Annotated in this window: 22 protein-coding genes and 3 pseudogenes; 11 read left to right on the top strand and 14 right to left on the bottom strand. The window is 69.3% G+C overall.

All coding sequences use genetic code 11. The features are described 5' to 3' along the window. Window positions 1-199 precede the first annotated feature (199 nt). Genes ABZ622_RS21730 through ABZ622_RS21710 form a run of 5 tightly spaced genes read right to left on the bottom strand, consistent with a single transcriptional unit; the run spans window position 200 to window position 6,804 of the window. Window positions 200-1,297, bottom strand: coding sequence for a hypothetical protein (locus tag ABZ622_RS21730; RefSeq protein ID WP_360545500.1), 1,098 nt, complete (start codon window positions 1,295-1,297; stop codon window positions 200-202). A gap of 58 nt (window positions 1,298-1,355) precedes the next feature. Then, complete coding sequence (locus ABZ622_RS21725) at window positions 1,356-2,033, bottom strand: RES family NAD+ phosphorylase (RefSeq protein ID WP_360545497.1); 678 nt, start codon at window positions 2,031-2,033, stop codon at window positions 1,356-1,358. Further along, a complete protein-coding gene (locus ABZ622_RS21720; RefSeq protein ID WP_360545496.1) occupies window positions 2,033-2,710 on the bottom strand; it encodes a hypothetical protein in 678 nt (225 codons plus the stop codon). The genes ABZ622_RS21725 and ABZ622_RS21720 overlap by 1 nt, the downstream gene beginning before the upstream one ends. Beyond that, window positions 2,694-6,176: a CHAT domain-containing protein gene (locus ABZ622_RS21715; RefSeq protein ID WP_360545494.1), complete on the bottom strand. Its 3,483-nt coding sequence runs from the start codon at window positions 6,174-6,176 to the stop codon at window positions 2,694-2,696. Before ABZ622_RS21715 ends, ABZ622_RS21720 begins: the two co-directional genes overlap by 17 nt. A gap of 49 nt (window positions 6,177-6,225) precedes the next feature. After that, window positions 6,226-6,804 (bottom strand): hypothetical protein, encoded by a 579-nt coding sequence (locus tag ABZ622_RS21710; protein ID WP_360545492.1) that lies wholly within the window; start codon window positions 6,802-6,804, stop codon window positions 6,226-6,228. Between the two features lie 410 nt (window positions 6,805-7,214). Between ABZ622_RS21710 and ABZ622_RS21705 the strand changes: the two genes are divergently transcribed. Both ABZ622_RS21705 and ABZ622_RS21700 read left to right on the top strand, forming a co-directional pair. Further along, window positions 7,215-7,571: a hypothetical protein gene (locus ABZ622_RS21705; protein ID WP_360545490.1), complete on the top strand. Its 357-nt coding sequence runs from the start codon at window positions 7,215-7,217 to the stop codon at window positions 7,569-7,571. A 302-nt stretch (window positions 7,572-7,873) separates the two neighbouring features. Next, complete coding sequence (locus ABZ622_RS21700) at window positions 7,874-9,676, top strand: DUF4157 domain-containing protein (protein ID WP_360545488.1); 1,803 nt, start codon at window positions 7,874-7,876, stop codon at window positions 9,674-9,676. A gap of 230 nt (window positions 9,677-9,906) precedes the next feature. Here ABZ622_RS21700 and ABZ622_RS21695 read toward each other — a convergent pair whose 3' ends face one another. Then, window positions 9,907-10,500, bottom strand: coding sequence for a helix-turn-helix domain-containing protein (locus ABZ622_RS21695; protein WP_360545486.1), 594 nt, complete (start codon window positions 10,498-10,500; stop codon window positions 9,907-9,909). Window positions 10,501-10,569: 69 nt separating this feature from the next. Here ABZ622_RS21695 and ABZ622_RS21690 point away from each other — a divergent pair, with 69 nt between their 5' ends. Further along, window positions 10,570-11,463 carry an NADP-dependent oxidoreductase gene (locus tag ABZ622_RS21690; protein ID WP_360545484.1) on the top strand — a complete coding sequence of 298 codons (894 nt, stop codon included), beginning with the start codon at window positions 10,570-10,572 and terminating at the stop codon, window positions 11,461-11,463. Between the two features lie 289 nt (window positions 11,464-11,752). Further along, on the top strand, window positions 11,753-12,529 hold the full coding sequence (locus ABZ622_RS21685) for a class I SAM-dependent methyltransferase (RefSeq protein WP_360545482.1): 777 nt from the start codon (window positions 11,753-11,755) through the stop codon (window positions 12,527-12,529). Window positions 12,530-12,562: 33 nt separating this feature from the next. Here ABZ622_RS21685 and ABZ622_RS21680 read toward each other — a convergent pair. After that, a pseudogene (locus ABZ622_RS21680) lies at window positions 12,563-12,646 on the bottom strand (ATPase); the annotation flags it as partial. 137 nt (window positions 12,647-12,783) lie between these two features. Here ABZ622_RS21680 and ABZ622_RS21675 point away from each other — a divergent pair. Then, window positions 12,784-13,743, top strand: a complete 960-nt coding sequence (locus ABZ622_RS21675; protein WP_360545480.1) for an SDR family oxidoreductase — start codon at window positions 12,784-12,786, stop codon at window positions 13,741-13,743. A gap of 235 nt (window positions 13,744-13,978) precedes the next feature. Here ABZ622_RS21675 and ABZ622_RS21670 read toward each other — a convergent pair whose 3' ends face one another. The 3 genes and pseudogenes from ABZ622_RS21670 to ABZ622_RS21660 form a co-directional block, all read right to left on the bottom strand. After that, a complete protein-coding gene (locus ABZ622_RS21670) occupies window positions 13,979-15,358 on the bottom strand; it encodes an FtsW/RodA/SpoVE family cell cycle protein (protein ID WP_360545478.1) in 1,380 nt (459 codons plus the stop codon). A 542-nt stretch (window positions 15,359-15,900) separates the two neighbouring features. After that, window positions 15,901-16,059, bottom strand: a pseudogene (locus ABZ622_RS21665) (IS30 family transposase); the annotation flags it as partial. A 455-nt stretch (window positions 16,060-16,514) separates the two neighbouring features. Beyond that, window positions 16,515-17,567 (bottom strand): alpha/beta hydrolase, encoded by a 1,053-nt coding sequence (locus tag ABZ622_RS21660; RefSeq protein WP_360545476.1) that lies wholly within the window; start codon window positions 17,565-17,567, stop codon window positions 16,515-16,517. Window positions 17,568-17,681: 114 nt separating this feature from the next. Here ABZ622_RS21660 and ABZ622_RS21655 point away from each other — a divergent pair, with 114 nt between their 5' ends. After that, complete coding sequence (locus tag ABZ622_RS21655; RefSeq protein ID WP_360545474.1) at window positions 17,682-18,281, top strand: TetR/AcrR family transcriptional regulator; 600 nt, start codon at window positions 17,682-17,684, stop codon at window positions 18,279-18,281. 472 nt (window positions 18,282-18,753) lie between these two features. Beyond that, window positions 18,754-18,843: pseudogene (locus ABZ622_RS21650) on the top strand (DinB family protein); the annotation flags it as partial. Window positions 18,844-19,019: 176 nt separating this feature from the next. Here ABZ622_RS21650 and ABZ622_RS21645 read toward each other — a convergent pair. Further along, window positions 19,020-19,481: a transposase family protein gene (locus tag ABZ622_RS21645; RefSeq protein ID WP_360545704.1), complete on the bottom strand. Its 462-nt coding sequence runs from the start codon at window positions 19,479-19,481 to the stop codon at window positions 19,020-19,022. A gap of 817 nt (window positions 19,482-20,298) precedes the next feature. Continuing rightward, complete coding sequence (locus ABZ622_RS21640; protein ID WP_360545472.1) at window positions 20,299-21,213, bottom strand: serine protease; 915 nt, start codon at window positions 21,211-21,213, stop codon at window positions 20,299-20,301. A gap of 615 nt (window positions 21,214-21,828) precedes the next feature. Between ABZ622_RS21640 and ABZ622_RS21635 the strand changes: the two genes are divergently transcribed. The 3 genes from ABZ622_RS21635 to ABZ622_RS21625 all read left to right on the top strand — a co-directional run bounded on the left by ABZ622_RS21635 (window position 21,829) and on the right by ABZ622_RS21625 (window position 23,516). Next, window positions 21,829-22,050 carry a transposase gene (locus ABZ622_RS21635; protein WP_360545470.1) on the top strand — a complete coding sequence of 74 codons (222 nt, stop codon included), beginning with the start codon at window positions 21,829-21,831 and terminating at the stop codon, window positions 22,048-22,050. Between the two features lie 368 nt (window positions 22,051-22,418). Next, on the top strand, window positions 22,419-23,000 hold the full coding sequence (locus ABZ622_RS21630; RefSeq protein ID WP_360545468.1) for a GNAT family N-acetyltransferase: 582 nt from the start codon (window positions 22,419-22,421) through the stop codon (window positions 22,998-23,000). A 147-nt stretch (window positions 23,001-23,147) separates the two neighbouring features. Further along, window positions 23,148-23,516, top strand: coding sequence for a nuclear transport factor 2 family protein (locus ABZ622_RS21625; protein WP_360545466.1), 369 nt, complete (start codon window positions 23,148-23,150; stop codon window positions 23,514-23,516). 521 nt (window positions 23,517-24,037) lie between these two features. On the opposite strand, the gene ABZ622_RS21620 is transcribed toward ABZ622_RS21625, so the two are convergent. Both ABZ622_RS21620 and ABZ622_RS21615 read right to left on the bottom strand, forming a co-directional pair. After that, window positions 24,038-24,205: a hypothetical protein gene (locus ABZ622_RS21620; RefSeq protein ID WP_360545464.1), complete on the bottom strand. Its 168-nt coding sequence runs from the start codon at window positions 24,203-24,205 to the stop codon at window positions 24,038-24,040. Window positions 24,206-24,217: 12 nt separating this feature from the next. Continuing rightward, entirely contained in the window at window positions 24,218-24,493 is a 276-nt protein-coding gene (locus ABZ622_RS21615) for a hypothetical protein (protein ID WP_360545462.1), read from the bottom strand. 664 nt (window positions 24,494-25,157) lie between these two features. Between ABZ622_RS21615 and ABZ622_RS21610 the strand changes: the two genes are divergently transcribed. Next, window positions 25,158-25,973 (top strand): NAD(P)H-binding protein, encoded by an 816-nt coding sequence (locus tag ABZ622_RS21610; RefSeq protein WP_360545460.1) that lies wholly within the window; start codon window positions 25,158-25,160, stop codon window positions 25,971-25,973. The last annotated feature ends 229 nt before the right edge of the window (window positions 25,974-26,202 follow it).

Raw genomic sequence — 26,202 nt, 5'->3', positions numbered from 1 at the left:
AACGACCGGACGCCACACCATCAACCCGCTCACCACCCCGTCGTTCACCGACCGGTGCCGTTGGGCGGAGTCACGACCGTGCGCGTCCCTACGGCGATTCCGGCGACGCGAATGCGCCACGCCGCTCTCGCCTCGCCATCTGCCGGGCGGAGGGGCTCAGCTCCATTCCAACGGGTCGGCCGGTCGCGGACCGGGCGCGTTACGGGCGCATCCTGGACGCGATCCGCGCCACCAGGGCAGCCGCCCGCGGCGTACGCACCACGAAGTGGACGTCCCAGTCCGCGCCGCGCGCCAACTCCGCCTCGACGGCGGCCCACACGGCGCCCAGACTGACGTGGTACGGCAATCCGCCGCGGCCCGAGCCGAGCAGGGGGAAGCACACCGACCGCAGCGGCGGGGCCGTCTGCCCGGACTCCTCGGCCAGCACCGCGAAGGTCCGCGAAACCGCCGTCGTGACATGGGCGGGCAGCACGTCGTAGTCATTGGTGCCGGCCCGGGGCACCGCGATCGCGGCGTGGTGGATCCGCCGTACGCCCTGCGCGGTCAGGGCGCCCGAACCGGTGGCGACCACCGTGCCGGGCAGCACGGCGCGCCCCGACGTGTTGTGCCGGGCGGCCCACTCGCGCAGCCCGTCGTGGACCGGGTCCTCGATCACATCACCGGTCACCCCCCACACGGTCGCCGCCCGCCGCAGCGACGCGGCGACGGAGGACTTGTACGCCTCGGGCAGCGCGAGGTGGACGTTGATCGGCGAGACCACCACGTCCACGTCCCGCAGCAGGTCCACGGGGTGCATGTGCACGGTGAGCACCACCTCGCGGCCCCCGACGAGGACCCGCACCGTCCGGTGCGTGACGGTGCTCCGCTCCCCTTCGCCGCCCGGCGACGCCCCCTCCTCCGTTTCCGGCTCGGCCGGCGCCGTCGCCAGGCGTACGACGTGCTCGGCGACCTGCCCCAGGACCATCACCTCGTGGTCCTTGCGGAAGCGTTCGACACTCACGCCGTACACCGAGGCCGCCCTGGCCCGGCGCGAGGACGCGGGCCAGTCCCGGGTGCCCTGCGCGAGACCCAGGGTGTACTCGGCGGTGGTGCGGAGCGTGCCCTCGTCCAGGAGCGACACGGCGCGCCGCAGCAGCGACTCGACGGCCGCACCCGGCGTACGGGCTCCGGTCGCGGCCACGGCCGCCGCCGACTCCAGGTGCGGCAGCGGGCGACCGCGCAGCCGGACGAGGCCGATGCGCCGGACCTCCCTGATCTCTTCGAGAGTTGACGCAAGGTCAGGTTGGGGCGATGCCATGCGATCACCATGGCACCACGTCCCTCTGCGGACAAGCCGGTCCGGATTCTCGCGGGCGTCACTCCCGTCGCGGCCGTGAAATCTCCGCACGCAGGGGTTCGAGGTACTGGTTCGCCCGGTCGATGCCCGCGTCGGAGTCGAGTTGCGGGATCCCCGAGGTGGGCACCACGTCCAGCGGCTTGCCGTCGCAGTGCGCGAACCGGTCGTGGAACAGCACCAGGGCACGCTGCGGCCGGTTGTGCCGGGACTGCCAGATCAGGCCCATGGCCTCGGGTGCCTGTGCCCGGATCTCGCTGGCCCAGCGCCGTGCGGACACATAGTTGCGCTCGTCCTCCAGGAGCGTGGACTCCTGGCAGACGGCGGCGAGGTCCTTCGCCTCGATCAGGGAGACCAGGGTCAGCTCGCACCGGGTGCGCAGCACGCTCAGCGTGCGGTGCAGGACGGTGGCGTACGGGATGCGCCGCCGCCCGGCGGGCAGTTCGAAGGGGCGGGAGCGCAGCACGCTTTCCGCGAGGGCCGTGGTCGCCGTGTCCCCGAGGTACAGACAGTGGTACGGGTCGAGCGGTGTGCCGTCGAAACGGCTGCCGTTCTTGAACTCGAAGGGATCTGCCAGCTTCGGGTTGAACTCGTCCGGCGCGTAACGGATGTTGTGCACCCGCCACAGCTCGGTCCCGGCCGGGAGCACGTGCAGGACGGGCCGTAGTTCCAGCGAGGTCATGGGAAAGATGCCTGTCATCAGTCCCCCTCCACCAGCGCGGTGGCCGCGCCCACCAGTTCCTGGTCGGGCAGCCGGCCCAGGAGCGCCGCGGGTGTCCCGCCGAGCCAGGTGTTCCCGCTGAGCCACCAGGCCGCGGCCCCCCAGGGGTCGATGTCGGCGAGGAGCAGCCGGTTGACCCGGATGACCACCTCGTACGGGCTTCCGCAGCCCTCGGGGAACTGGAACTGCGGGTAGCGCTCGCCGCCCCGGGGGTCCGCGAGCCTGATCAGTTCCGGCGGCGCCGCTCCGCCGCACCGGGCGTGTGCCTCGTCCCTGGAGAGGGCCGGGGCGCGGAGGATCTCGTCCGAGGTGCCTTCCGGCGTGCCCGGTGCCGGTGGCCGCGTGGGCGCCAGCAGCGCCATCAGCTCCCGCGCGTCCAGGACCACGGCGGGTTCGGGTGGCGCGGCGACCAGGCGTACGGCGTCCAGGGCGGGCCGTACGGGATGGTCGAACGGCAGCGCCAGCAGGGCGAGACGGATGCCCTGGCAGGCCCTGCGGACGGCCATGCCGTCGTCGGGTGCCACCGCCGCGAGCGCCTCCAGCCGGGTGAGCAGCAACGCGTACTGCTCCTCGTCGAGTGCCGCGCGGACGGCGGCGCGGTGTTCCCCGATCAGTGCGAGCAGCCGGCCCGTCGGGCCCTCACCACTCGTGTTCATCCGGTCCCCCTTCTTCACGTGTCTTCCCCGTCCCTGCCGGGCCGGGGTGCCCCTGGTGAATGAACGCGGCCCACAGCGGGACGCGGTCCAGGTCGGTTCTTTCCGCCTGTCGCAGCAGCACACCGCTGAGCGAGCCCGGGTTCTCGCGGCCGGGATCGAGCATCCACAGCTGGGCGGCCCTGAGCGCGTCGACGGGACTGAGCCCTTCGACGTTCAGATGGTGGTGGAAGACCGCCATCAGCAGAGCCGCGGTGCCGTCGTCGGCCGCCCACCGGGATCCGACGACGTCCCGTGCGCCGCCCGAGACGAACGCCGTGGTGAGCGTCAGGGCCTCGTCGTGATCGCGGGTGCTCAGATCGGTCCGGCAGGCGCTGAGGACGACCAACGGTCCATCTCCGACCGGCTGTTGATGCACCGGTTGTTGATACACCGGCTGGTCGAGCAGCCGCGTCACGGTGAGGTCGCCCGGGTCCGTGCCCTCCGCTCCGGCGGCCGGGTCTCCCGCCGGCTCGGCGGCGAGGTGCAGGGCGGAGACCGTGGGCCGGACGCCCGCCGATCCGTGCGAGGCGACGTGCAGCAGCGAGGTCCCGTCGGCGAGGAACCCGAGGACGTCGTCCGGGGTACCGGGAAGCAGTTCGTCCTCGGGGACCTCGAACATCCCCCCGCACAGCCGGGCCCCCGGGTAGAAGGCGTTCCGCAGGGCCAGGACTTCGACCTCGGCGTAGGTCAGGTCCAGGGTGGGATCGGCGAGGAGTACGGGGGCGGCCACCGGGTCCCGCGGCGCGCGCCGCACCGTGCGCAGGAACTGGCTGCCGGACGCCGCGTAGCTGAACACCGTGGTCCGGCACAGGTAGGCGGGTGAGGTCCCGCCGGGCCCGCGCGCGGCGTGCCAGGGGATGATGCCGAGGCGGCCGCAGGGCACCAGGACGACGCGGAGCGGCTCGTCCGCCCGGTCGCCACCGGGCCTCAGCGCCTCCTCCAGAGCGCTGACGACGGGGCCGAGCACGTCGTGGGCCCAGTCGCACAGCGCCTCCAGGGACTCCTCCCAGTTCTGGGCGGCGGCCGCGTCGTCGGGGGCTGCGGCGTCGCGCAGGGCGGTGGCGTCGAGGTATCGCTCCACCGGTCCGTTCTCGGTGCCCGACAGGAGCGGCAGGACCTTCATGGCGAGGCCGCGCTCGGGCGACACGATGATCGCCACTCCGGCTGCCGCGTCCTCTCCCGGGACGAGGTAGACCAGTGCGTCGGCGCCGCTCGCCGCGACACCGTCCGCGAGGTCGGCCGGTGTGGGGGTGCCGAGCAGACCGCCCCGCTCGCGGTAGCCGAGGGCTTCGAGGGCTCGTCGGCGCAGGGTGCTCGGCAGTTCGCCGGGCACCCCTTGCTCCCGGGCGTCGCCCGGCCCTCCGTCCGCCCCGGGCGCGACGGCCTCCCGCCAGGCCTCGGCGAGTTCGTGGTGGCCGTCCGCGTCGAGGAGTTCGGGTACGGCGGACGAGGTGGACGCGGCGTGCAGCACCAGGGCCCGCCCCAGTTCGAGCACGGCCACCGCCTCGTGCAGCCGCCCCTGCGAGGCGGCCCACAGCGCTGCCTGGACGCCCCGGTCGGCACCGGAGCGGGCGGTGAGGAGTCCGTGTTCCGCACCGGCCTGGAGCAGTACGTCGGCACCGAGCGCCGTCAGTGCCTCCTCGGCCGCGCCCAGCGCCCTGATGTCCTGGACGTCCTGGTCGCGGACGCCGCGCTCGCGGTAGGCCTCGGCCAGTCTCCACAGCGCCTCCGCGGCGATCCGCGGCGCCCTGCCCTCCCGTACGGCGTCCCGCACGCGCTCCAGTTCCTCGATGTGCGTGTCCAGGACGGCCTGGTCGCGGGTGAGTGCGTACCGCAGTCCGGCGGAGAGCGCGGCGGAGTAGACCTCGTCCGTGGACGCGTCCGCCGGCGGTGGGACGTGGTCGACGCCGGGCGCCGTCCCACCGGAGAGGGCGGCGCGCAGCAGAGCGAAGTCCGGGACGGTGGGCAGGGGCGTCACCCCCGCGAAGGGGAAGCCGCTCGCGCGGGCGCCGGTCATCCCCTTCTCCAGGAAGGGGGTGCCGCGTCGGACCGGCTCCAGGTCGCCGATGACAGCGCCGAGCCGGGTCAGGGCCGCGCCCAGGGTCAGTTCGACGACGAAACGGAGCGGATGGCCCTCGGGGACGGTCCGGGCCAGCTCCTCCGCGTCGTCGACGAGGCCGCGGAGCGCTTCCCCGTCCTCCGCGTCGAGCACCTTGGTGTAGAGCACCTGTGCCCGTCCGAGGACGGCCGGGTCCCGGAACCCGGGAGGCAGCGGGCCGTCGTAGTTCTCGAAGTAGCGGGCGACGGCGTCCACGTGGGCGCGGCCCGCGGACTGGTCCTGGATCGTGCCTCCGACCCCGGCGCTGACATTGAGCAACAGCGCCATCAGGGCCTCGATCCCGGGCGTCGGGTCGGGGCCGGGCGGCGGCGTGTCCTGCACGGAACGCAGCTTCCGGAGCATTTCGTTGAACGCCTGGGCATCACCGTTCCTGAGCGCCTCGTCGAACCCGTGGGTGGTGGCGTTCACCGCGTCCAGGGCGGCGGCGACGCGCCGGATGTCACCGAGGGCGAGCGGGGGTCCGGGCTCCGGGTCGAGGGCGGGGACGGGGACGGGGACGGGGACGGGGGCATCTTCGGTCTCCTCGGCAGGCGCGGCTCCCCTCTTCCCCACGGGCGCGGCTCCGGTATCCCGTTCGCCCCCCGGGCCGTCGGCCGCAGCCCCCTCCTCGGGCCCCTCGGCTCCCGGCGCCCCGCCGCCGCCGAACATCCGCCCCATCGTCTGCCGCAGCACATCCGCGAAGGGATCACCGGCGGGCATCATGGTCGCAAGGATCTCGGTGAACTCCGGCCCCGTACTGACCGAGAACAGCTCCCGCATCCGCCGGTACTCCGTGAGGAACTCGGACGGCAGCGGCAGTTCCGCGATGTCGTCGGTCAGCTCGTGGATCTCCGTGGCGAAGGTCATCACCCCGTCGGGCCCGGACCGCGTGAGCCAGTCGACGAACGCGGCGAGGTCCGGCACATTCCCCGGTGCGCCCGGCTGCGAGCGCATCGGTGTCAGGAGCGTCAGCAGGAACAGCGCCGCCCACCGCCGCTCCTGCGTTCCGACCGTGGCACCGAGCGCCGTGCGGCGGTCCCGCGCGTCCCGCAGGAGCCGTTCCGCCCGCTCCCGGTCCGTATCGGTCCCGGCCCCTGTGGAAAGCCGCAGGGCGAGCGCGCCACCGAGCCATACACTCACCGCGCCGCGCAGCACCGGATCGTGGTCCAACAGCCGGACGAGTTGTTCGAGTTCGCCGACCGACTTGTCGTACACCGCCGGCGGCACCGCTCGTGCCCCCATGGCCGGGATCAGCTCTCTGACCCTCTCCGCCGCCTCAGCCGACCAGGTACGCAGCCCCTGGACACCGCCGCTCGCCTGGTCACTCATCGGCACTTCCTCTCCCCCGGAGCCCGGACCGCCTTCGGCAACGACACCACTATGCCGATCCGTCGGACGTGGGACGACGGGTTCCCGGGCTTCGACCACGGAACACCCTGGGGACGCCCAGTTCGGCCCGCATCTCCCGCCGCATCTCCCGCAGACGGCGCCAGAGCACGTCGATGCGTTCCTGGACGGCGGCCGTCGAATCCCCCTCGCGCGCCACTCCGCCGTCGAGGCGCCGCACCATGCCGTAGGTCGTGCCCAGTTCGCGGCTGAGGTCGCCCGCGAGGTCGAGGACCCGGTCCGGCACCCGCAGTTGGGCCTCCGCGTACGCGTCGCGGTGCTGGTCACGCGCCTCCGCCAGCCGCTGCCGTACGGGCGTCGAGTCGTCACGGCCCAGGGCGTGCACCTGGTCGGTGAGTGCGGCCAGATACTGCCGTGCCGCGGTGTTGAGGGCGACGTAGCACACCCGTAGTTCCTTGGCCTCGCTGCGCCATTCCCGCGCCAGCTCGGCGCGTTCCCGCTCGTGCTGTCGGCTGCGGTCGGCGGCGCGCTGGGTCAGCAACGCGGACAGCAGCGTCCCGACGACCCCCACGACGGCGGCCGACAGGGCGGTCGCACTCCCGACGTCCACGCATCCCCCACTCCGGTGCCCGATCACGTCACGACGGTCCGGTCACGTCATGGATCCAGCGAAGCAGGGGCCCGCGGGGCTTGGGAACAGCACGCCCGGAAGTCGCCCAGGGGACGGCCCGTAGGCGACCAGCCGGAACGACACGCGAGCGCGGGGCGGGCGGGAATTCCGGTCCCGCACCCCGCGGGGTCCTTCGTCGGCCCATCGTTCGGATCGGGGCGAATCGGCCTGCCGGCGCCCTCCGGTCCGGCCTGCTCCGGGCGGAGCAGGCCGGACCGGAGCAGACGCTGGACGGCGATGCAGTCGCTGACCAGGCTCTGCCAGGTGAGCGAACCCGTCCGAGAAAGCCGTTCGAGAAGCCGTTCGAGATCGTGGCACCATGTACTGCATGCCGACCAATCGAAAGGTCCATGCCGCGTAGACGGCCGGGCCGCATCCGGGCCGGAATCCCGGACCGACACCAGTCGCAGAGCACCAGACTGGCCATCGATCGCCTTTCTCCGGGCACACTGTCCGAGATCGTTCGCCTCGAACGCACACGGAACTATCTCCAACCGGGGGACGTCGGCGCGGCATTGCGCCTGTGGAAGAACCACGTCCACCGCCCCGAACGTGAGTTGTGGCACGACGACGAGTTCGGCAATGTGCACTGGTACTGCTGCGGCAACCCTCTCGAAGGCCGTGCCCTACTCGACGGCGTGATGCAAGCGATGTCGCAGCGGGGTGCCCGTGAGCTGCGCAAGGTCATGGAGGATCTTGACTCCTGAACGGGCCCACCCGGCCCAGCCGCAATCCGCCGAAGGCAGGATGTGGAACAAGCCAAGCGGTCATCCGGTTGGTGCTTCTGTTCCGCATGACCGACGAGCGGGAGTACCTGAAGGGAGCCCCGTGGTTCGGAGCCGGCGGCCGGTGCCGTATCTCCCACATGTCCACCATGTCCACCGGCTGAACATGCAGCGGCCCCGGTGCCCACCGGCCAACACTCTCTGCCCTCGGAGCCCTGGCCCGGCACCGCATGTCCCGGGTATGCAGGGGAAGTTAACCCCGACCAGCCGGAAGGCCACCCCGCATGCGCCCACACGCCCATAGTCCCGCCCGCGACGGCGCCGAAAAGGACCGCTCGACGGCACGCAAGCCTTCTCTTGCGCCGGAGAGAGCCGAGAGCGGCGCCCCGCAGGGCTTGTCCGCGCTGCAGAGCACGACGGGGAACGCGGCCGTGGTCCAGATGCTGCGGCAGGCGGGCCACCCGTGGGCCGAGGAGACGCACCAGCACGGTGCGGGCTGCGAGCATGGTCGGGGCGGACAACCGTCGGTGCAGCGTTCCGCCGTGCACGAAGTACTGCGCTCCGCCGGACAGCCCCTGGACGGCGGAACCCGTGCGGACATGGAGGCCCGGTTCGGCGCCGACTTCACCGACGTACGCGTCCACAACGACGGCGCCGCCCGCGCCTCCGCCGCCGGGATCGGCGCTCGCGCGTACACCTCGGGAAACCACATCGTGCTGGGCGACGGCGGCGGTGACCGGCACACCCTGGCCCATGAGCTGACCCACGTCGTCCAGCAGCGCCAGGGCCCGGTGAGCGGCACCGACAACGGCGGCGGCCTCCGGGTCTCCGACCCGTCCGACCGGTTCGAACGGGAGGCGGAAGCGCATGCGAAACGCGTCCTGTCCGGCAGCGCCCCGGCCCGTGAAGCGGCGAAGGCGACGGCCGCCGCGCCCGGCTCGGGCGACCCGTACGTGCAGCGGATGCGTAGCGACAACCCCCACGCCGCCGGCGACACGCACAACGGGTGGGAACTGACCGCGCACCACATCGTTGCCCACTCCCAGCTGGCCGGCGCGCTGGACTCATTGGACTCCGGACAGCAGGCGTCCCTGCTGCGCCAAGCGATTCCCGAGGTGATCACCGACAGGATGCTGGAGAACCTGAAGGTCGAGATTCCGCCGCACATGAACCGGGACGACTTCAAGAAGAGGTTCCGTGCCGCGCTGGTCAAGACGGGCGGGGGCGACACGGCCGAATTCCAGGGAAACAACCTCAAGGAAATTCGCTACGCCTTCTACGAGTGGCAGGGAGGAAATCAGTTCCTCGGCCCCAACACCAGCCTCCGCGCGGAACCGACCAAGAGCGGGGACGACACGGACTACGACGGCCGGCACTTCTCTCCGCTCGAAAACGACCGGTTCACGAGTCTCACCTCTCTGGGAGACGAGCTGAAGGCCGCGAACGCGGCCAAGGACAAGAAGAAACAGGCTCGCCTGCTGCGCGAAATCCTGAGCATCACTGTGAACGCCACCCCGAATCCGTTCGACGCCGGAGCCTGGGCCGAGGTGACCTCGGTGGGGGAAGTGGACCGGCTGGCAGGCGCCCTGGGCAGGGACCACATGCGGGACTACACCTACTTCATGATCCGGATGGACGAGATAGAGAAGGGGAGGTACCAAGGAATCTCCCAGAACAAGGAGCGGACGAAGTTCTTCTACTACGGTGAACCAATCCACCCCATGGAGATCAAGGGCTCGTACATCTACGTCAAACTGAACACCGCACAGGAAACAGTCGTCACGAAGGAAAAGGTTTCGCTCTCCGGACTCCTGCCCAACGCCCAGGAAACCGGCGGGGACATGGAATTCGATCTGCCCGCCTTTGGTCGCGTGGACAACGGGGCCCTCACCCTGGACGGATACGCCGGATCGATCCCCGTCGAGGAAGCATCGACCGACCGATACCGGGTGAAGCAGCACATCTATTGGAACCGGAAGCTCGACACCGACGCCGCGGGAATGAAACTGTCCGACTTCTGCATGGAGGTCCGTGTCCCGACCTCCACCTTCCTGCCCCGCGTCCTGGTGGAGGCATGGCCCGGGTGACCGATTCCAAGGGTTGGCAGGGAAATGAGCGGTCCCGGCGTGCGGAGGTCCGCGGTCGGGTGACCCGAGGGAGTCTCACCCCCGGGCCACCCGACCAGTGGCGCGGCCACTGGCAGTGAACGGATCCGGGCGCGCCGCATGCCAACAGCGAGTGCGAGCGGCTGGGCGGCGCCGGCTACGCATGTCGCCGCGGTGGCCGACGCGTCCGCCAGGCTCTCGGCCGCGCGCAGTCACCCGCGATCGAGGGCAGCAGGGCAGGTGACCTTCCAGGCCGCCTCGATCATCCGGAAGACCTCGTCCACCGCGGACTGCGGATCGGGCGCCTCACGGGCCAGCGAATAGGCATCGATCACGAACCTCGCGATCGCCCGGCAGGCCGTTGTGGTCCCGGGCAGGTCGAGATCGGCGGCGATGGCCGTCGCCAGCGACTCCGCATGGCGCAGCCTCATCGACTCCTCGTACTCCCGCAGCGCGGGCGAGGCGTCGATCATGCGCCAGATCGGGGCGGCGCCGTCCGCCGTGCAATGCCGTACCAGGGCCTGGATCTCGCGGCGCAGCGCGGGGATCAGTGGCTCGTGCGGCGGCCGGCCGGTGGCCGCCTGCGTGAGGCGTCGCTCGAAGTCGTCGTCCTGCTCGAATATCAGGGCCTCTTTCGAGGCGAAGTGGGAGAAGAGCGTGGTGACGGCCACATCGGCCTCGGTGGCCACGTCACGGATGCCCACCGCGTCATACCCGCGTTCCAGGAAGAGCCGCAGGGCGGTGTCAGCGATCTTTTGGCGGGTCGCGGCCTTCTTGCGCTCACGACGTCCGGACGGCACGGTCATGCCCTGACACTACCAAACACAAAACAACAACCGTTTTTAAACACTAACCGTTAGTGCTACGGTCGGCGCATGAAGAGAGTGAGCTTCGCCGAGTTCGGCGGCCCCGATGTTCTGCAACTCACCGACGCCGAGGAACCCCACGCGGGCCCCGGCCGGATACGCATCGCCGTGCGGGCGGCGGGCGTGAACCCCGTCGACTGGAGGATCCGCGAAGGCCAGTTCCAGAAGGTCCGTCCGATCGAGTTGCCCGCAGGGGTCGGGCAGGACGCCGCCGGGATAGTGGACGAGGTCGGCGAGGGCGTCGAAGGGGTCGAGGCCGGCGACCGCGTATTCGGGCGAGGCGCAAGCACCTATGCCGAGTTCGCTGTGCTGTCGGCCTGGGCCCCTGTGCCCGAAGGCCTGACCTACACGGAGGCGGCCGGGTACCCCTCCGTGGTGGAAACCGCGCTGCGCATCATCCGCGAGGCCGGTGTGCAGTCCGGACAGACGCTGCTGGTCAGCGGTGCGTCCGGCGGAGTCGGGTCGGCGGTGCTGCAGATCGCCCGCGACCGCGGCATCACGGTGATCGGCACGGCCGGGGCCGCGAACCAGGACTATCTGCGCAGCCTGGGCGCCCTCGCCACGACGTACGGTGAGGGCTGGAAGGAGCGGGTGCGACAGCTCGGCCATGTCGACGCGGCTCTCGATCTGGCCGGCTCGGGTGTCATCCGTGAACTCGTCGAACTGACCGGGGACGCGCAGAAGGTGGTCTCCATCGCCGATCTCACCGCGCCGGAGCTCGGTGCCCGGTACTCCGGTGTGACCGGGAACGTGCCACAAGCCCTCGCCGAAGCCACGGACCTCATCTCGCGGGCAAAGCTCCACATCCCGGTCGAAAAGTCGTACCCGCTCGCCGAGGCCGCGACCGCCCACATCGACAGCCATGCCGGTCACACGCGCGGGCGCCGGGTCATAGTCGTCTGAGCCGATCCCCACGCAATCACGCGGCCCGGCAAGTCGCATTTCCCGGCGAACCTGCCGTGGCCCGCCCGGCAGAAGCACGTCGTACAAGGAGCCCCGCGCACACACCCGCCACTGGCCTCGTGCACATTCTGCGGCAACGATTGTCGATGAGTTTCCACAGCAGTTGGCGATCAGCGCACTCGCGGATGTCCACGGGAAAGGACGGCACTTTCATCAGTAAGGGATTTCGCGCCGATCAAGGAGCGACCAGGGCAGGGCCGCTCCTGAAAGGGAACGGTAATCTCGGGCCATGCCCAAGACATCGGTGGCGCGCTTCTACGACGAACTGGCCGACGACTACCACCTGATCTACCCGGACTGGGACGCGAGCATCCGCCGACAGGGGAACGCACTGGACGCCCTGATCGGCCAGGACCGTGCGGCGGTGCTCGACTGTTCCTGCGGCATCGGCACGCAGGCCATCGGCCTGGCGATGCGCGGGCACCGCGTCACCGGAACCGACATCAGTCGCCGCGCCGCCGCCCGCGCCGCCCGTGAGGCCGCCCACCGGAACCTCCGCCTGCACACGGCCGTCGCCGACATGCGGCGCCTCCCGTTTCCCGATGGCCGGTTCGACACCGTCGTCTGCGCCGACAACTCGCTGCCTCACCTGCTGACTGAGCAGGATGCGCACGCCGCCCTGGCCGAGATGCGCCGTGTGCTGCGCCCCTCTGGTCTGCTGCTGGTCAGCACACGCCCCTATGACGACCTGTTGCGCGACCACCCGGCTTCGACACCGCCGCAGGTCCACCGGATCGCCGACCGCGCCGACGACAGCGAACGAGCCGTCACCTTCCAGCTGTGGCACTGGCATGACGACGGTGAGCACTACGACTTGGAGCACTTCCAACTCCTTCCGGAAGGCGGAGAATGGCGCGTCCAGGTCCGCCGATCCACCTACTGGGCACTCGGCCAGGACCGGCTGACCGGCATCGCGGCCGAGGCCGGGTTTGTCGACCTCGAGTGGCGGATGCCACAGGAGACCGGCTTCTTCCAACCACTGCTCGTGGCCCGCGCCGGCGAGTAGGTGATTCCACCACCCGGCGCGGAACGACAGGTGTCAGCCGACGGCGGCTTGCACTTCGGCTCGGGCTCGGGTGCCGGCGAGGCGGTAGGAGTCGGTGCCGGTCTCGATGATCGCACCGGCCCTGATCCCCGGCGGCACTCGTCACCACTGCGTCGGCGTCGGCCCCGTAGGGCTTGAACGCACCCCGCAGTGCGAAGACAACCCGAGAAGAAAAGGCGACATGAGCTGTCGCCTTTAACGTGCACCGTGGTGCCATGACCAAGTACAGGAACATCCAGCACACCGGCCAGGACGGCCCGCTCACCGGCCGGATCGCGCTCGTCGCCGGGGCCACCCGCGGCGCCGGACGCGCCCTCGCCGTCGAACTAGGCCGCGCCGGTGCCACCGTCTACGTCACCGGCCGTACCACCCGCGAGCACACCAGCGAGGTCGGCCGGACCACGGAAACCATCGAGGAGACCGCGGAACTGGTCACAGTGGCCGGCGGCACCGGCATCGCCATCCCCACCGATCACCTGGACGAGGACCGGGTACGCGCCCTCGTCGAACGGATCGACCGCGAACAGGGACGGCTCGACATCCTGGTCAACGACCTCTGGGGCGGCGAGCACCTGCTCGTCGGCTCCGTCTTCGGCAAGAAGAGCTGGGAGACACCGCTCGCCGACGGCCTGCGCATCCTGGAGCTCGGGGTGCGCTCGCACGTGATCACCGCGGCACTCGCCCTCCCCCTCCTGGTCCGCTCCGACGCACCGCTGCACGTGGAGGTCACCGACGGCACCGCGGTCTCCAACCGCCGATACCGCGAGAACCTCTACTACGATCTCGCGAAGAACGCCCCGATCCGGATCGCGTTCGGGCTGGGCGAGGAACTGGCGGAGTACGGGGGCACAGCGGTCGCCGTCACACCGGGTTTCCTGCGCTCGGAACAGATGCTCGCCCACTTCGGTGTGAGCGAGGACAACTGGCGCGACGCCATCGCCCGGGAACCGGGCTTCGCGATCGCCGAATCACCGCACTACCTCGCCCGCGCGGTCGCCGCGCTCGCCGCCGACCCGGACCGGTCCGTCCGCTGGAACGGGAAGTCCACCTCCAGCGCGGAGCTCGCCAGGACCTATGACGTACGTGACGTCGACGGCAGCCGACCGGACGCCTGGGCGTACTTCGAGGACATCACGCACGGCGGGAAGAACAGCCCCGCGGACGACTACCGCTGATCCCCCGGCCCGCGACGTACAAGTCAGCAGGGCTCCGATCGCTCCCGGAAGCGGGTGCAGGGGGGCGGCAATCTGTTTCCGGCCCGGCCGGGGGCGACCGGTACGCGGGGGGCCAGTCCCCCGTCCTCCTCATCACCCTCCGAACGGTTACTGCCGGCCCGCGACCCCGGGTGGACAACTGCCGAATCCGTTCAGCCGGAACCGGCGGTACGTACGCGGACGTGATGGGTGCACGCTACGGCGCAGGGCGGCGTGCGGTGTCGCTGATGCGGATCAGAATCCCGATGAGGGCCCAGTTGGCGATGACGGAGGAACCGCCGTACGCCAGGAATGGCATCGTCATTCCGGTCAGCGGGATCAGGCCCATCACACCGCCGGCAACGACGAAGACCTGCAGGGCGAATGCGCCTGACAGGCCGATGGCGAGGAGTTTCCCGAATGGGTCACGGGCGGCGAGGGCGGTACGCACGCCGCGCTCCACGATCAGGCCGTAGATCAGCAGGATTGCCATGATGCCCGTCAGGCCCAGCTCCTCACCGAAGGTCGCGAGGACGAAATCGGAGTTGGCGGCGAACCGGATGAGTTCGGAGTGGCCCTGGCCGAGGCCGGTGCCGAGGGTGCCGCCGGAGCCGAACGCCCACAGCGCCTGCATCGACTGCTCGGTGTGACCGACCACGTCCTGGCGGCTGAGCATGTATTCGTGCATCGGGTCGAGCCAGGCCTGGACACGCTGCTGAACGTGCGGCTCGAAGGAGGCGACGCCGACGGCACCGGCCGCAGACATCATCAGGCCGAAGACGATCCAGCTGGTCCGTTCGGTGGCGACGTACAGCATGATGACGAACATTCCGAAGAACAGCAGTGATGTGCCGAGGTCGGTCTCGAAGACCAGGATCAGGATCGAGAGGAACCAGATGACCAGGATCGGTCCGAGGTCGCGGCCGCGCGGCAGATACAGGCCCATGAAGCGGCGGCTGGCCAGGGCGAGCGCGTCGCGCTTGACCATCAGGTAACCGGCGAAGAAGACCGCGAGCACGATCTTCGCGAACTCACCGGGCTGGATGCTGAAGCTGCCGACGTGGATCCAGATCTTCGCTCCGTATATGTTGGCGCCCAGGCCCGGGACCAACGGCAGCAGCAGGAGGAACAGGGCGCCCACCATGGAGATGTAGGTGTAGCGCTGCAGGACACGGTGGTCCTTGAGGAAAATCAGGACGATGATGAAGAGGGCGATGCCCATCGTCGTGTACATCAGCTGCCGCGGCGCGGCCGTTCCTGCCTGCTTGATCGACTGCAGCAGCTTGGACTGGTCCAGCCGCCAGATGACGACCAGGCCGAGTCCGTTCAGCAGCGTGGCCAGCGGCAGCAGCAGCGGGTCCGCGTACGGTGCGGTCTTCCGTACGACGAGATGGGCGACGCCGGCCAGCAGGCCCAGGCCCAGTCCGTAGCTCAGCAGGCCCGACGGCACCTGATTGTTGATGGCCAGGCCCGCGTCGGCGTAGGCGAACGCGGTGATGGCGACCGCGAACACCAGCAGCGCCAGCTCGGTGTTGCGCCGGCTCGGTGCGCCGATCGCGGATGTGTCGTGCGTCGACGTATCTGTGGTGCTGCTCATCGTGTGGCGGGGCCTCTCACGGCTTGCATGCTGCTGACCGCACATCGAGGAGACAGCCTTCTGCTCTCCTCCAGAAGGCCGGGCGGGAGCCGGGGCTGGGAGTAGGTGCGGTGATGGTCGGGAACGGCGGCTTCGAAACCGCCGTGGTCGTCGGCGCTGTTGCCTTGACTATCGCCATAGACGTGAAGGAAGCGTGTGTGGTTCCGGTGGTTCCGGTGGTTCCTGCGGTACTGCCGGCCTTACTCAAGCCCGTCCCGTGCTGCCCTGGGATTCCGTATCGTGCTGCGTTCCCGGCCCTCGCGCCTCCGTGTCCCGTTCACCGGCCAGCTTCCGCCTTGAGCACCGGGAGTACGACAGCGAACGCATCGACGGCTTCGACTGCGACTGCGACATCGGAGCATTCCTCATCAGCTCCGCTGATGCCACCGACGGGTCCGAGCTGATCGCCGTGTTGAACGCATGGGGCGTCCGGCCGGGCCTCTTCGTCTCCCCCTGGGAGAGTAAGGACCCCAGACTGTTCGACGGTGCTCACGAGGCTGGCCGGAATGGTCGGTGCCCTTGGGGAAGTACGGCCGAAGCAGGCTATTGGTGTTCTCGTTCGACACGCGCTGCCCCGGGCTGTCGGAGTCACAGAAGTAGAACAGGACCTTGGTGACGATGCCGAGGCCGTGGTGAGCGGCCATCTCGGTGCCCTGGTCCCACGCCTGGATGACGTGGTGCACTTCCGGGTTCTGTTGTCGTTGAGGGTGAGGCGACCCATTCGACAGTCCAGGCTGCGGTGACAGTTGCACTTGCGCTGACGGTGCCCCTGAGAGCTCCCGCTCCCCCGACCAGGTAATCCTCACCACTTGCCCGACGTCGGCGCCCGGACATCAACCCTCAACACCCCACGAAACAAACCGAATCAGCCCGGCCCGCAGCACCCAAGCCCGGATCCCAAGCCAAGAACCAACCCGGACAAGGAAGCGAACACACCCACACGGGATGGCAACACTGCTTCCGCCCCGTGCAGAACCTCCCTCGCCCGGCCAGTCGCACAGGACACGGCTCAAGCGCCGGCGCGGAGCCGCGGGCGCCGTGCGTGGTCTCTCCTCTCGGCGACGCCACGCACGGCGTTCGCGGGTCGGCGGCTTCGTGTCGCGACAGGACTGCCGGTTCAGCCGATCAGGGCGTTCTTCAGCCAGGGGGCGATCACGGCCATCGCCTCGTCGAAGCGCGAGATGGCGCAGTGGCCGGTGTCCGGGATCAGTTCGACCCGCGTGTCCCGGCGGCCCTCGAACACCAGGGTGTCGTCCAGTGGGACGTGGACGTCCTCGGTGCCGTTGACCACCAGCATCGGACCATTGACGTTCTGGTCCAGCAGCGGGCGCAGATCGAAGGCCGCGAAGGCCTCCTCGCGCTCGGCCGTGCTCGGCATGGCGTCGAAGCCCAGGGCGTTGCCGACTATGCCGTCCATGCCGAAGGCGAAGCCGCGGCCCGGAGCGAAGGAGCGCTCCACCGGGCCGCCGAGCACCACGGAGGCGTCCACAGCCCCGGTCAGTCCGGTCCGGGCAGAGTAGTAACCACCCATCGAGATGCCGAAGTGGCCGACCTTCCCGTTGCCGATCGTGCGGGCGAAGGAGACCAGTCCGGCGATCACCTCGGCCCCGCCGTCCGGGGTCATCGGCAGGTGGGCGGTCTCGCCGGTGCCGACGATGTCGAACAGTAGCAACCGCGCGGGCAGCGCGAACGCGAGCTGCTCCCACACCCCGTGCAGGTCGGTTTTCCAGGAGTCCACCCCACCGCTGGCCAGCACGACAGGCGCGCCGGCGGGCAGGCCGGGAGCGGCAATCAGGTGGATCGGCAAGGTGGCCTCGCCGCCGCGGTACGGGACAGTGAGCGTGCGGCGCTCGAACTCCACCGGGAAGCCGGGGGCGGCGAGGGCGTACTGCTCGACCTGGCGGGCGAGCGCGGTGCGCTTCGGGTCGTCGGCCAGTGAGGGGAACTTGGCCCAGCCGTACGCCTGCGCGGCCAGGCGGTGGTACCCGGCCTCGGCGTGCCGGGCGGCGAGGGCGGACCACTCGTACACCCAGCTCCCGGGCCGGTCGGGCCACATCTCGGTGACGGCGGCGCGGACCGCGTCCACCTCGTCGGCAGGGAGGCCGAGGGTCATCTGTGGGTAGCGCTCGACGAACAGGTCCTGCGGGTCCAGGGGCCAGGTGAAAGACATGGTGATGCCTCCTGCAGCTCTTAAAGCCGGAACTATTGCGTTAACGACTATGCACCCGGACGACACCTAACGCAAGCACCCCTGCGTTAAGGTGGTGATCGAGGTGATCGACACATGACCGAGGAAGAACCGGAACCGATCCGCCGCCGCCCTGGCGGCCGCGCCGCACGCGTCCGCCAAGCCGTTCTCGCGGCCGCCATGGAGGTGCTGGCCGAGGAGGGCATCGCCCGGCTCAGCATCGCCGGGGTCGCGGCCCGTGCCGGGGTCAACGAGACAACGGTGTATCGGCGTTGGGGCAGTCGGGAGAAGCTCGTGCTGGACGCCATGCTGACCGGCAGCGACGAGGGCATCCCCGTCCCCGACACCGGAGCCGTCCGCACCGACCTGGCCGCCTTCGCCCGCGCGCTGGCCGAGTACCTGGCCACCCCGACCGGCCGCTCAGTTGCCCGAGCGGCCTCGCTCAGCGCCGACGACCCGGACCTCGCCGAGGCTTGGCAGGCCTTCTGGAAGTCCCGCCTCGATCAGGCCGGCGCCATCGTCAGCCGGGCCGTCGAACGCGGAGAACTCCCGGCGGATACGGACGCGGCCCTGGCGCTGGAACTGCTCTGCGCCCCGCTCCAGACCCGTTCCCTGCTCGGCCACCGCCCGATCGAGCCGGAACTGCCGGAGCGCTTGACGGACTTGGTGCTGGACGGGCTGAGAGGGAGGAACTAGACCGTGCCCTGTGTGGCGTATCGGGCGATCAGGCTGTAGCAGCGCAGGCGGCAGCGAGATGAGAGTTCGCACTCCTCCGACCAGGTGATCTCTCACCGCCTGTCCAACGTCGGCGCCCGGCCGCCGACACTCAACGCCGGACAAGGAAGCGAAGACTCACAGTGATCGGCACCGCGATCAGTCCCACGGGCACGGGCACGGCCACCGCTGCCAATGTCCGACAGGGAAGCGTCGTCGGCCTCCCGGCCCAGTACAGCCAAGCAGGGCCCGTCACTGCGGTTCCGGCAGTCATTGCGGCCGCAGGGGCACTGTGCTCACGGGCGGATCGTTCTCGGCGTAGGCCTGGTCCTCACCGGCGCGCACGAGGGGGAGGTCGTCGGGAATCCGCGGGCCGTGGCGGGCCGCCGCGCGGCCAGGATCTGGCGTCCGCCGGGGCCGCAGACCGCGTGGAGCGCATCGCAGGCACGGGCGGCGAGGGGAGCTGATCCATCACGGCGCCGAGATTTCCCTGCTGCGCGACCTCTACCGCCGGCAGGACGGAGCCGTAGCGCGCCGAATATGACTTTCCGGAAACCGGCGATCGAGCTTCAGAAACCTATGTGGACTCCGTGACGCTCCGTGGCTGCGAGCTTCAGTGAAGCTGCGCCCTCTTGAAGTAGCGGGTCAGGGTGGTGGCGTGAGGGTCGTTCGGGGTGGTCATGCTGGTGTTGGGCGGATGACTCGGGTGTAGATCATCTGTCAGCGGGCTCCTTCGAGGTTCGTCAGGACGAACAGGGCGCGCGGCAAGCCGGTCGCGCGGGCGGGATCGGTGCGGAACTTGGTGAGGACCCGCCAGTTCTTGAGATGGGCGAAGCCGTGTTCGACCGGGGCGCGTGCGGCGGCGAGCGCCCGGTTCGCTTCCTTTTCGCTGGTGGTGGGCTTGCGGGCGCGGGTGGCCTGGAAGCCGGTGACGACCACAGGGGCATCCGGGTCGTCGTCCAGGGCGAGGAAGCCGAGATCGGCCCGGGCGCCGAGGACGGCGGCGCGTGGGTGGGACATGATGCGGTCACGGCAGGCGGCGGTGATGTCGTGAGTGCGGCCGGGCCGAGCCGCGGAGATCCAGATCATCCGGCCCTGTTCGTCGGTCAGGGCGAGGACGTGCGGGCCGTGGCGGTGGTGTGTTTGCCGGTTCGCCGTCCCGGTGCGGTGCTGGGTGGGGATCAGGGTGCTGTCGATCAGGACGACCTCGCCGCCCCGCCGGGCGATCTTCTTCAGGGCGCACGTGGGCCTTGGCGGCCAGCAAGGTGATCAGCTCCTCGCGCCAGCGCCGGACGGTGGTGGCGGAGACGTCGTTACCGTCGGCCATGTCGGCCAGGCCCTGATCGTGCCGCAGCGCGGCCAGCACTATGGTCAGGATGCGCTGATACTCCGCCGGCAACGCGGACTCCAAAGCTCCCGGCCCACGCTCCGGGACCACCCTCACTGCCCGACCGCCACCTGAACCACCGGCGATCCGGCCTGTGCCCGCTCGTCGGCGAGCTGCTCACTCCTCCGCTGCCACACGCGCTCGGCCACGGCAAGCTCATCCCGTTCGGCCCGCACCTCCCCCAGCCTGACCAAACCATGGGCTCTGGCTGGAATATGGGGAAGCACTACGCACTGTTCTCCCCGGCCACGGCCGCCCCATCAAGGAAGAGTTCTCCGATGTCGCCGCAGGAACAGCGCGCCGTCGACGACCTGGAGCAAACCGTCACCCGGCTCCGCAACAGCGCATGAGAACGGCCGGCCGGCCGCCGATGGAGGCCGGCCCGCAGAGGAGAGGTCAGCCGACATTGGCTGGTTCTGCGAGGCTCTCTGCAATGCGGGGTCCGAACGAGCCCTTCGCAATCTACTGCTCGGACGCGACCCTCTGGCGGGACGGCCGGCCGCCACACGGCCCGCGCTACTGCCTCTGCCGAGGGGCGGGTGGCGGGTGGCGGGTGGCGGGCAAGCGGATACTCGTCGTGGACAAGCTCTGCTTACCCTCTCAGGTGCCAACTCAGCGTGCCGCTACCGCTGTCGGCTTCGCGAGCGTGCAGCCTGCGGCCGACAGGTTGAGCTTGTTGCCCGTCGTGAAGCAGGCGGGGATGCCGTAGGTCTCCTGGGCGTATCCGGTGCCCTGATGGATGGTGACGGCTCCCTGCTCGTTCACCTCGCAGGGATTGTCAAGGGTGCAGCTCTCGCCGTTCTCGTTGATGGTGTTGTTGATCGCCGTGACCTGCCCGGTCGTCGTGTCGATGACCGGGGAACCCGAGGTGCCGCCGATGACCTGACATTCCGGGGTGTAGCGGACGGAGTCCTTCCATGTCCACTGCCCCTCCTTCAAACGGTACGCGAATCCGCTGATGGAGCAGGAGTAGACCCGCTTCCAGTAGCCGGATACCACGTCGATCGCGTGCCCCTGCATCGGGTGGGTAGCGGACAGCGTCAACGGCGCGATTCCCGTGGACTGTTGTATCTGGGCGTAGGTCTTGGTCAGTTGGTAGAGCGTGACGTCCGTGTCGGTCATCGTCGCGTAGACGACTTTGTTCGCCTTGAGCGTTCCGGCGGCGCCGGCCGAGGCGTTGAGCAGAGTGAAGCTGCGGGTGGAGGGCTGGTTGGTGATGACCTGACCTGCGCTCGGGAGGCCTGTTTCGAGGCAATGGCCGTTCGTCATGACCAGTCCCGGGTCCGTCGCCTGCGAGTTCGGCATGCGGATCAAGGAGCCTGAACAGTTACTGAGCGCCACGGTGCCGGCAAAGGAGGAGGCTGTCACCGAGGCGGACGTAGTGTCAGGGTGCACGGCGGCCGTCACGCCGGTGGGGGTCGCCCCGCTCACGTGGTTGGGTGCTGCGGCTGCCGTGCCCGTGGCGCCTGTCAGGACGGCGGCGCCGAGGGCAACGGCGGTGAGAGTGGCGAGGAGAGGCTTGCGCATGGTGATGGTCGGTCCTCTCGGTCCGGTCCGGGAGCCCGGTGGCCCTGGACGGTGAAGGGTGATCGCATTGTCGGCGTACAGCCAAGTTCTCCGCTACCCCGCAGCTCCGTCCTGGCTCCTTTCACTCCCTTGACAGCCACCGCACCGGGACTGTCTTCCTCGGTCTGGGCACACAAAGGCCGGAGGCGGCTCAAAGGCCGGGGGCGGCTGCGGGAGACCCTCTGATCGACGACATCGTCCGCGAAGGCGGACGCAGGATGTTCGCCACCGCACCGGAAGCAAAAGTCGCCCAGTACATAGCCCGGTTCACCGGTGCGACGGACGAGCGGGGCGGTCGCTCGGTGGTGCGCACCGGCATCCACCAGGTGCGGACGGTGGCCACCTCGTCCAGGGCGATCGAGGTCAGTGCGCCGCAGGTCAACCAGTGTCGCCCGGACGAGGCCACCGGCGAGCGGCTGCGGTTCCCCTCGAAGATCCTGCCGCCCTGGTGCCGCAAGTCGCCAAGGGCGACCGAGGTGCTGCCCGCGCTCTACCTGCACGGCCTGTCCTCCGGCAACTTCGTGCTCGTGCTGAAAGCAGTTCCTCGGCTCGGCGGCCGGACTGTCCGCACCCACCGTGACGCGGCTCACCGAGCAGTGGCAGGACTACCACGCAGCCTTCCAGGCCCGCGACCTGTCGGGCAGCGACCGGGTCTACGCGTGGGCCGACGGCGCCCACTCCAAGGTCCGCCCGGGCCAGGCCTACTCCTGCGTCCCGGTCGTCATGGGCGTGCACATGGACGGCACCAAGGAGCTGGTCGCGCTCACCCAGAGGCTGCGCGAGTCCACCGAATCGTGAGCCGACCTGCTGCACGACTACCGCCGATCCGGCAGCCCGGCCGCCGCCCTCACCATGGTCTGCAAACTCGCCGAGTCCGTCCAGGCCCGCTGGCACGTGATCACCACACCCCACCTCGTCACCCTCGTCCGCAGCGGCGCCCGCTTCGAAATCGAACACCTCGCCCAAGCCCCCGAGACTCACGCAACTTGATCCGCCCCAACTCACCAACGGGTCACGGTAATTACTCAGCCATCCGCGCCACCGCGGGTCAAGCGGGGTGTGAGGGTCCTGCGGCGAGTCCGCCGGCACTGAACAGGATCGAAGGCCAACAGCCGGGTTCCGTCGATATTGCCCGGCGGCGGGGCCGCCTTGCCATGATGTTGACCATGCCATCTCTGGTCACTCCTGTCATACCTCCCGGCAGCCTCAACGCTTCCACCCAACCGAGACTGCCGATCGGTGGTGACGTGGTGCTGCGACCGTGGCAGCCCTCCGATGCAGCCGCCGTCGCACGGGTGTTCCAGGACCCGACGATTCAGCACTGGCATCTACGCAAGGCGGAATCCGAGGACGAGGCCCAGGAGTGGATCGAGCAGTGGAGGCGCGCCTGGGACAGCGAGACCGCCTGCCATTGGGCCGTGGCCGATGCGCACGATGACAGGCTTCTCGGACGGATCTCCCTCCAGTCCGTCGTCCTGGTCGGCGGTCAAGCCGAGATCTCCTACTGGACCGCCCCGGAGGCCCGCGGTAAGGGCGTCTGTTCCCGAGCAGTGGCACGAGTGTCGAGTTGGGCACTTGAGGACGCCGGCTTCAACCGCCTTGAACTCGGCCACTCAACGGAAAACCCCGCATCCTGCCGAATCGCCGAGAAGACAGGATTCGGCCTGGAAGGTGTACGGCGTCGGGCGCTGCTCCATGTCGATGGTTGGCACGACATGCATCTGCACGCCCGCGTCCGTGAAGGCTGAAGAGAAGGCGGCAGAGCGAGGTCTGCCCAAGTTGCGCAACCAGTCATGGGCAACAAGGCAGCTTCCTGAAGGGGCGGCCTCCCGGCAAGCACACGGCGCGGCGGGATCTCAAGGGTTCTTCTCGAACGCGCCCATCAACCAGCAGCGATGGAGAACATCATGCATACGGACTCGGCCCCCTCCCACCAGGTCGTACAGCAGTACTTCCAGATGTGGAACACGGGCGACCTCTCCATTGCACCGCAGGTGCTCAGCCCGGATTGGACCGATCACGCGCATCCAGAGGTCAATGGCCCCGCCGACGTGCAACTCGCGGTCACACAGACCCACACCACCCGGCCAGGACTCCGGTTCTACATCGACACGATTCTCGGCAACGACGACTTACTGTCGGTGGTCGGCGGCGTCGGCCATGAAAGTCGCCCACGCGCCATAGACATCCGCCTCATCTGGCTAATTCGAGTCATCGATGGCCAGATGGTCGAGATGTGGACCTATCGGCTCAGCACTCCATGACGCCGCCGGTCCATAGATATTGACGACTACTCTCAAGCAAGCCTTGAGGGCTTCGCAGGTCAGGACGGGGTCGTCTGGAGAGACGATCCGCTCTTGACGAGCTGGTGACGGACGATGCCGGTCCAGGCGAACTTGATGAGGAAGGCGACACCGTCGCAGTCGCCGAACACCCACCGGTCCCGCCGGGAGGGGTGGAACTGGCTGCGCTCGGCGGCCGGCCTCTGTTCCGTGGTGTGGGCCCGGCTGCTGGGGGCAGTACGCGCCCGTCATCCTCCCGCACCGGGCGCGGTGCAGTGGCTTCCTCCGGCCGTACCGGTTCATCGCCTCGCGGTCAGGACCGGCCGGCTTCGTCAAGACAGACCGCAGGTAGCGCAGTTGCTCGTCGGTGAACTCCAGGGCTCCGACATCCGTCCGGGACTTCTTCAGGGCTCGCGGTGCCTCAGGTCGATCGCCGACCGCGGCTCGTACTCCGTCTGCGGGCGCGGGCGGCCGGGATCGGCATCCTGGTCTGCGAACAACAGCTAAGGCATCGCCGCTTGCTGGTGTGTAGCGAGGTCGTACTCCCGTCCCCGCCGCACGGCAATGGTGGTGCGCAGCTTCTCGTGTACGACCGTGCCGGTGACGACAGCCCGGTCGTAGCGCAGCGGGATACGGGGTATCTCCCACTCCCCCGGCGTCGGATCGATCACAGCCCAGGAAGGTCAGCCGCGGGTCAGCATGACCACGGAAACAGGCACCGCCACCATCCCGCAGATCACCAGGAACCCACCGACGAAACGCAGGAAGCCCTCAGACACGGCGCGGTCTCTGGCCTGCTGCCCGGGGTTCCGCTCCCGGCTGTTCAGGATGAGGTCGCGAATCCCAGTAGCCCCTCTCTTCGTAGCAAGGGCCCCTCCCACGAAGATCACTGCCAGCCCCCGGATCAGCAGAAACACACCACCCGCGGCGGGATCGCTCCGACCGGCGAGAAGCAGCATGCCCGAATCCTTCACCGCCAGGGCCACAGAGGTCAACAGGCTGCCATGACAAGCGCCCCGGCCGATTCATGAAGCGAGCCACCCATCCCAGAAGGACCGAGGGTGGGGTTGTCCGCAGTTGGCGCGACCCCGGTGGCCGCGCCCGCCACGACATTCGCTCCGCCGGCCTGCCGCGCCGCCGGGCGCTGCCGGCCCGTCACGACAGCGTGGTCCGCTCCGGCACCGCAATACCGAAGGCCGCCCACGACATATCCCTCGCCCACGGCCCGGACCCGGGCAGCTGATCCGAGGGAGGTACTGCCGACACCGGCCGCCACAGCGGCGGGCACGGAAACAGCAGCCAAGGCGGCCGACGACACCAACACCCGAGATCGGAACTCAAATCTCGCATCCGGACACTGACTCATTGGACGTTCGAAGGCATGGATCCAAACAACGGTCTGCTCGACGAACCGTAAGTTCATGGCACTCCCCCTGTCGAGCAGGTTGCGCAGAGCGACCCTCCCAAGCACGCGACCAGTGCCGATCGCAGACCGCACGAACGCAGTGAGACCCAACTCGAGATCGCTCATGGAGTGTGTGCCAGAACCGAGTTCCAGGGTCAGTTGGTGGCACATTGGCTTGTGAATGTCGATGAGAGACGACGGCAGTGGCGTGGTGACGGATGCGGTTGGTCGGGCCTTCGAGTGCGCCGACGAAAGTCTCTGAACGCGGGTACGGACGTCCTCGGCGACGGTGCGTCCCAGGCTCTGCGTGCTCCCCTCCCGATAAACGGAGGGTTCCCGTCGGGGACTTCGACGATCCGGCATCGATGGCGTCCGCCCTGAAGGGGGTCGACCGTCTCCTGCTCAACAGTGGTGGCGCGCTCCCCCTGGCCGGGCAGCAGCCGATGGTCCGGCAGCAGACCGGTGTCGTCGACGCGGCGCGGACTGTCGGGGTCACGTGGGTGGTGAAGGTGTCGGCATGGCAGCCCGGACCGGATGCGAAGCCGTCCGTACGCGCGCACTGGGAGATCGAGCAACATCTCCAGGCGTCCGGGCTGCGGTGGTCGTCGCTGCGGCCCACCGGCTACATGCAGAATTTCTTCACCGGTGAGGGCGGCTTCACCCACAGCGGCTCCCTGGCGGGTCCGTACGGCGTGGGGCGTGTGGCGTACATCGACGCCTATGACGTCGCCGCCTGTGCCGCCGCGCTGTTGACGGGACCGCTCGGAGGCGGCGATGCCTATGCGCTCACCGGCCCGGAGGCACTGACGCATGAGGAGATCGCGGCGAAGCTCGCCATTCCCTTCCATGATCTGACACCCAAGAAGGCATCTGAGGATCTACGGGCGCAAGGGCTGCCCGGCTGGTTCGTGGATGACCTCCTCTGGCTCTATGCAGACATGGCGGCCGGCTCCATGTCCGAAGTGACAACGGCGGTGAGGGATCTGACAGGGCGCCCGCCTCGCACGTTCGACGAGTTCCTGGCGAACGGCTAGGAATCGCTCGCTGAGCCGTGGATCCTGCAAGGCCATGAACGGACTGTCCGCCGATGAGCCTCGGCATCGCGTCCAGATGCTCCCTGGGTTCCCGCGAAGAATCGAGGTCTGGCTCAACTCCTGTGGTGCGTAAGCTTGTATTTAAAGGTTTGACTTTGGCGTGGCCTGCGGAGTCGTGTCCGTTCTGTTGTGTTTCTTGCCAACGGGGTGGCGGGGTGCGGGGGTTGAG

The organism is Streptomyces sp. NPDC007164, from assembly GCF_040634135.1.
Classification (GTDB): domain Bacteria; phylum Actinomycetota; class Actinomycetes; order Streptomycetales; family Streptomycetaceae; genus Streptomyces; species Streptomyces sanglieri.
This window is presented reverse-complemented; position numbering and strand designations above follow the sequence as displayed.

Excerpts from the sequence above, each read along its gene's own strand:
- ABZ622_RS21725 (WP_360545497.1), bottom strand. The coding sequence starts at position 2,033 with ATGACAGGCATCTTTCCCATGACCTCGCTGGAACTACGGCCCGTCCTG.
- ABZ622_RS21700 (WP_360545488.1), top strand. The coding sequence starts at position 7,874 with ATGCGCCCACACGCCCATAGTCCCGCCCGCGACGGCGCCGAAAAGGAC.
- ABZ622_RS21610 (WP_360545460.1), top strand. The coding sequence starts at position 25,158 with ATGCGGTTGGTCGGGCCTTCGAGTGCGCCGACGAAAGTCTCTGAACGC.
- ABZ622_RS21670 (WP_360545478.1), bottom strand. The coding sequence starts at position 15,358 with ATGAGCAGCACCACAGATACGTCGACGCACGACACATCCGCGATCGGC.
- ABZ622_RS21625 (WP_360545466.1), top strand. The coding sequence starts at position 23,148 with ATGGAGAACATCATGCATACGGACTCGGCCCCCTCCCACCAGGTCGTA.
- ABZ622_RS21730 (WP_360545500.1), bottom strand. The coding sequence starts at position 1,297 with ATGGCATCGCCCCAACCTGACCTTGCGTCAACTCTCGAAGAGATCAGG.
- ABZ622_RS21655 (WP_360545474.1), top strand. The coding sequence starts at position 17,682 with ATGACCGAGGAAGAACCGGAACCGATCCGCCGCCGCCCTGGCGGCCGC.
- ABZ622_RS21695 (WP_360545486.1), bottom strand. The coding sequence starts at position 10,500 with ATGACCGTGCCGTCCGGACGTCGTGAGCGCAAGAAGGCCGCGACCCGC.
- ABZ622_RS21715 (WP_360545494.1), bottom strand. The coding sequence starts at position 6,176 with ATGAGTGACCAGGCGAGCGGCGGTGTCCAGGGGCTGCGTACCTGGTCG.
- ABZ622_RS21685 (WP_360545482.1), top strand. The coding sequence starts at position 11,753 with ATGCCCAAGACATCGGTGGCGCGCTTCTACGACGAACTGGCCGACGAC.
- ABZ622_RS21615 (WP_360545462.1), bottom strand. The coding sequence starts at position 24,493 with ATGCTGCTTCTCGCCGGTCGGAGCGATCCCGCCGCGGGTGGTGTGTTT.
- ABZ622_RS21660 (WP_360545476.1), bottom strand. The coding sequence starts at position 17,567 with ATGTCTTTCACCTGGCCCCTGGACCCGCAGGACCTGTTCGTCGAGCGC.
- ABZ622_RS21720 (WP_360545496.1), bottom strand. The coding sequence starts at position 2,710 with ATGAACACGAGTGGTGAGGGCCCGACGGGCCGGCTGCTCGCACTGATC.
- ABZ622_RS21690 (WP_360545484.1), top strand. The coding sequence starts at position 10,570 with ATGAAGAGAGTGAGCTTCGCCGAGTTCGGCGGCCCCGATGTTCTGCAA.
- ABZ622_RS21675 (WP_360545480.1), top strand. The coding sequence starts at position 12,784 with ATGACCAAGTACAGGAACATCCAGCACACCGGCCAGGACGGCCCGCTC.
- ABZ622_RS21630 (WP_360545468.1), top strand. The coding sequence starts at position 22,419 with ATGCCATCTCTGGTCACTCCTGTCATACCTCCCGGCAGCCTCAACGCT.
- ABZ622_RS21640 (WP_360545472.1), bottom strand. The coding sequence starts at position 21,213 with ATGCGCAAGCCTCTCCTCGCCACTCTCACCGCCGTTGCCCTCGGCGCC.
- ABZ622_RS21705 (WP_360545490.1), top strand. The coding sequence starts at position 7,215 with ATGCCGCGTAGACGGCCGGGCCGCATCCGGGCCGGAATCCCGGACCGA.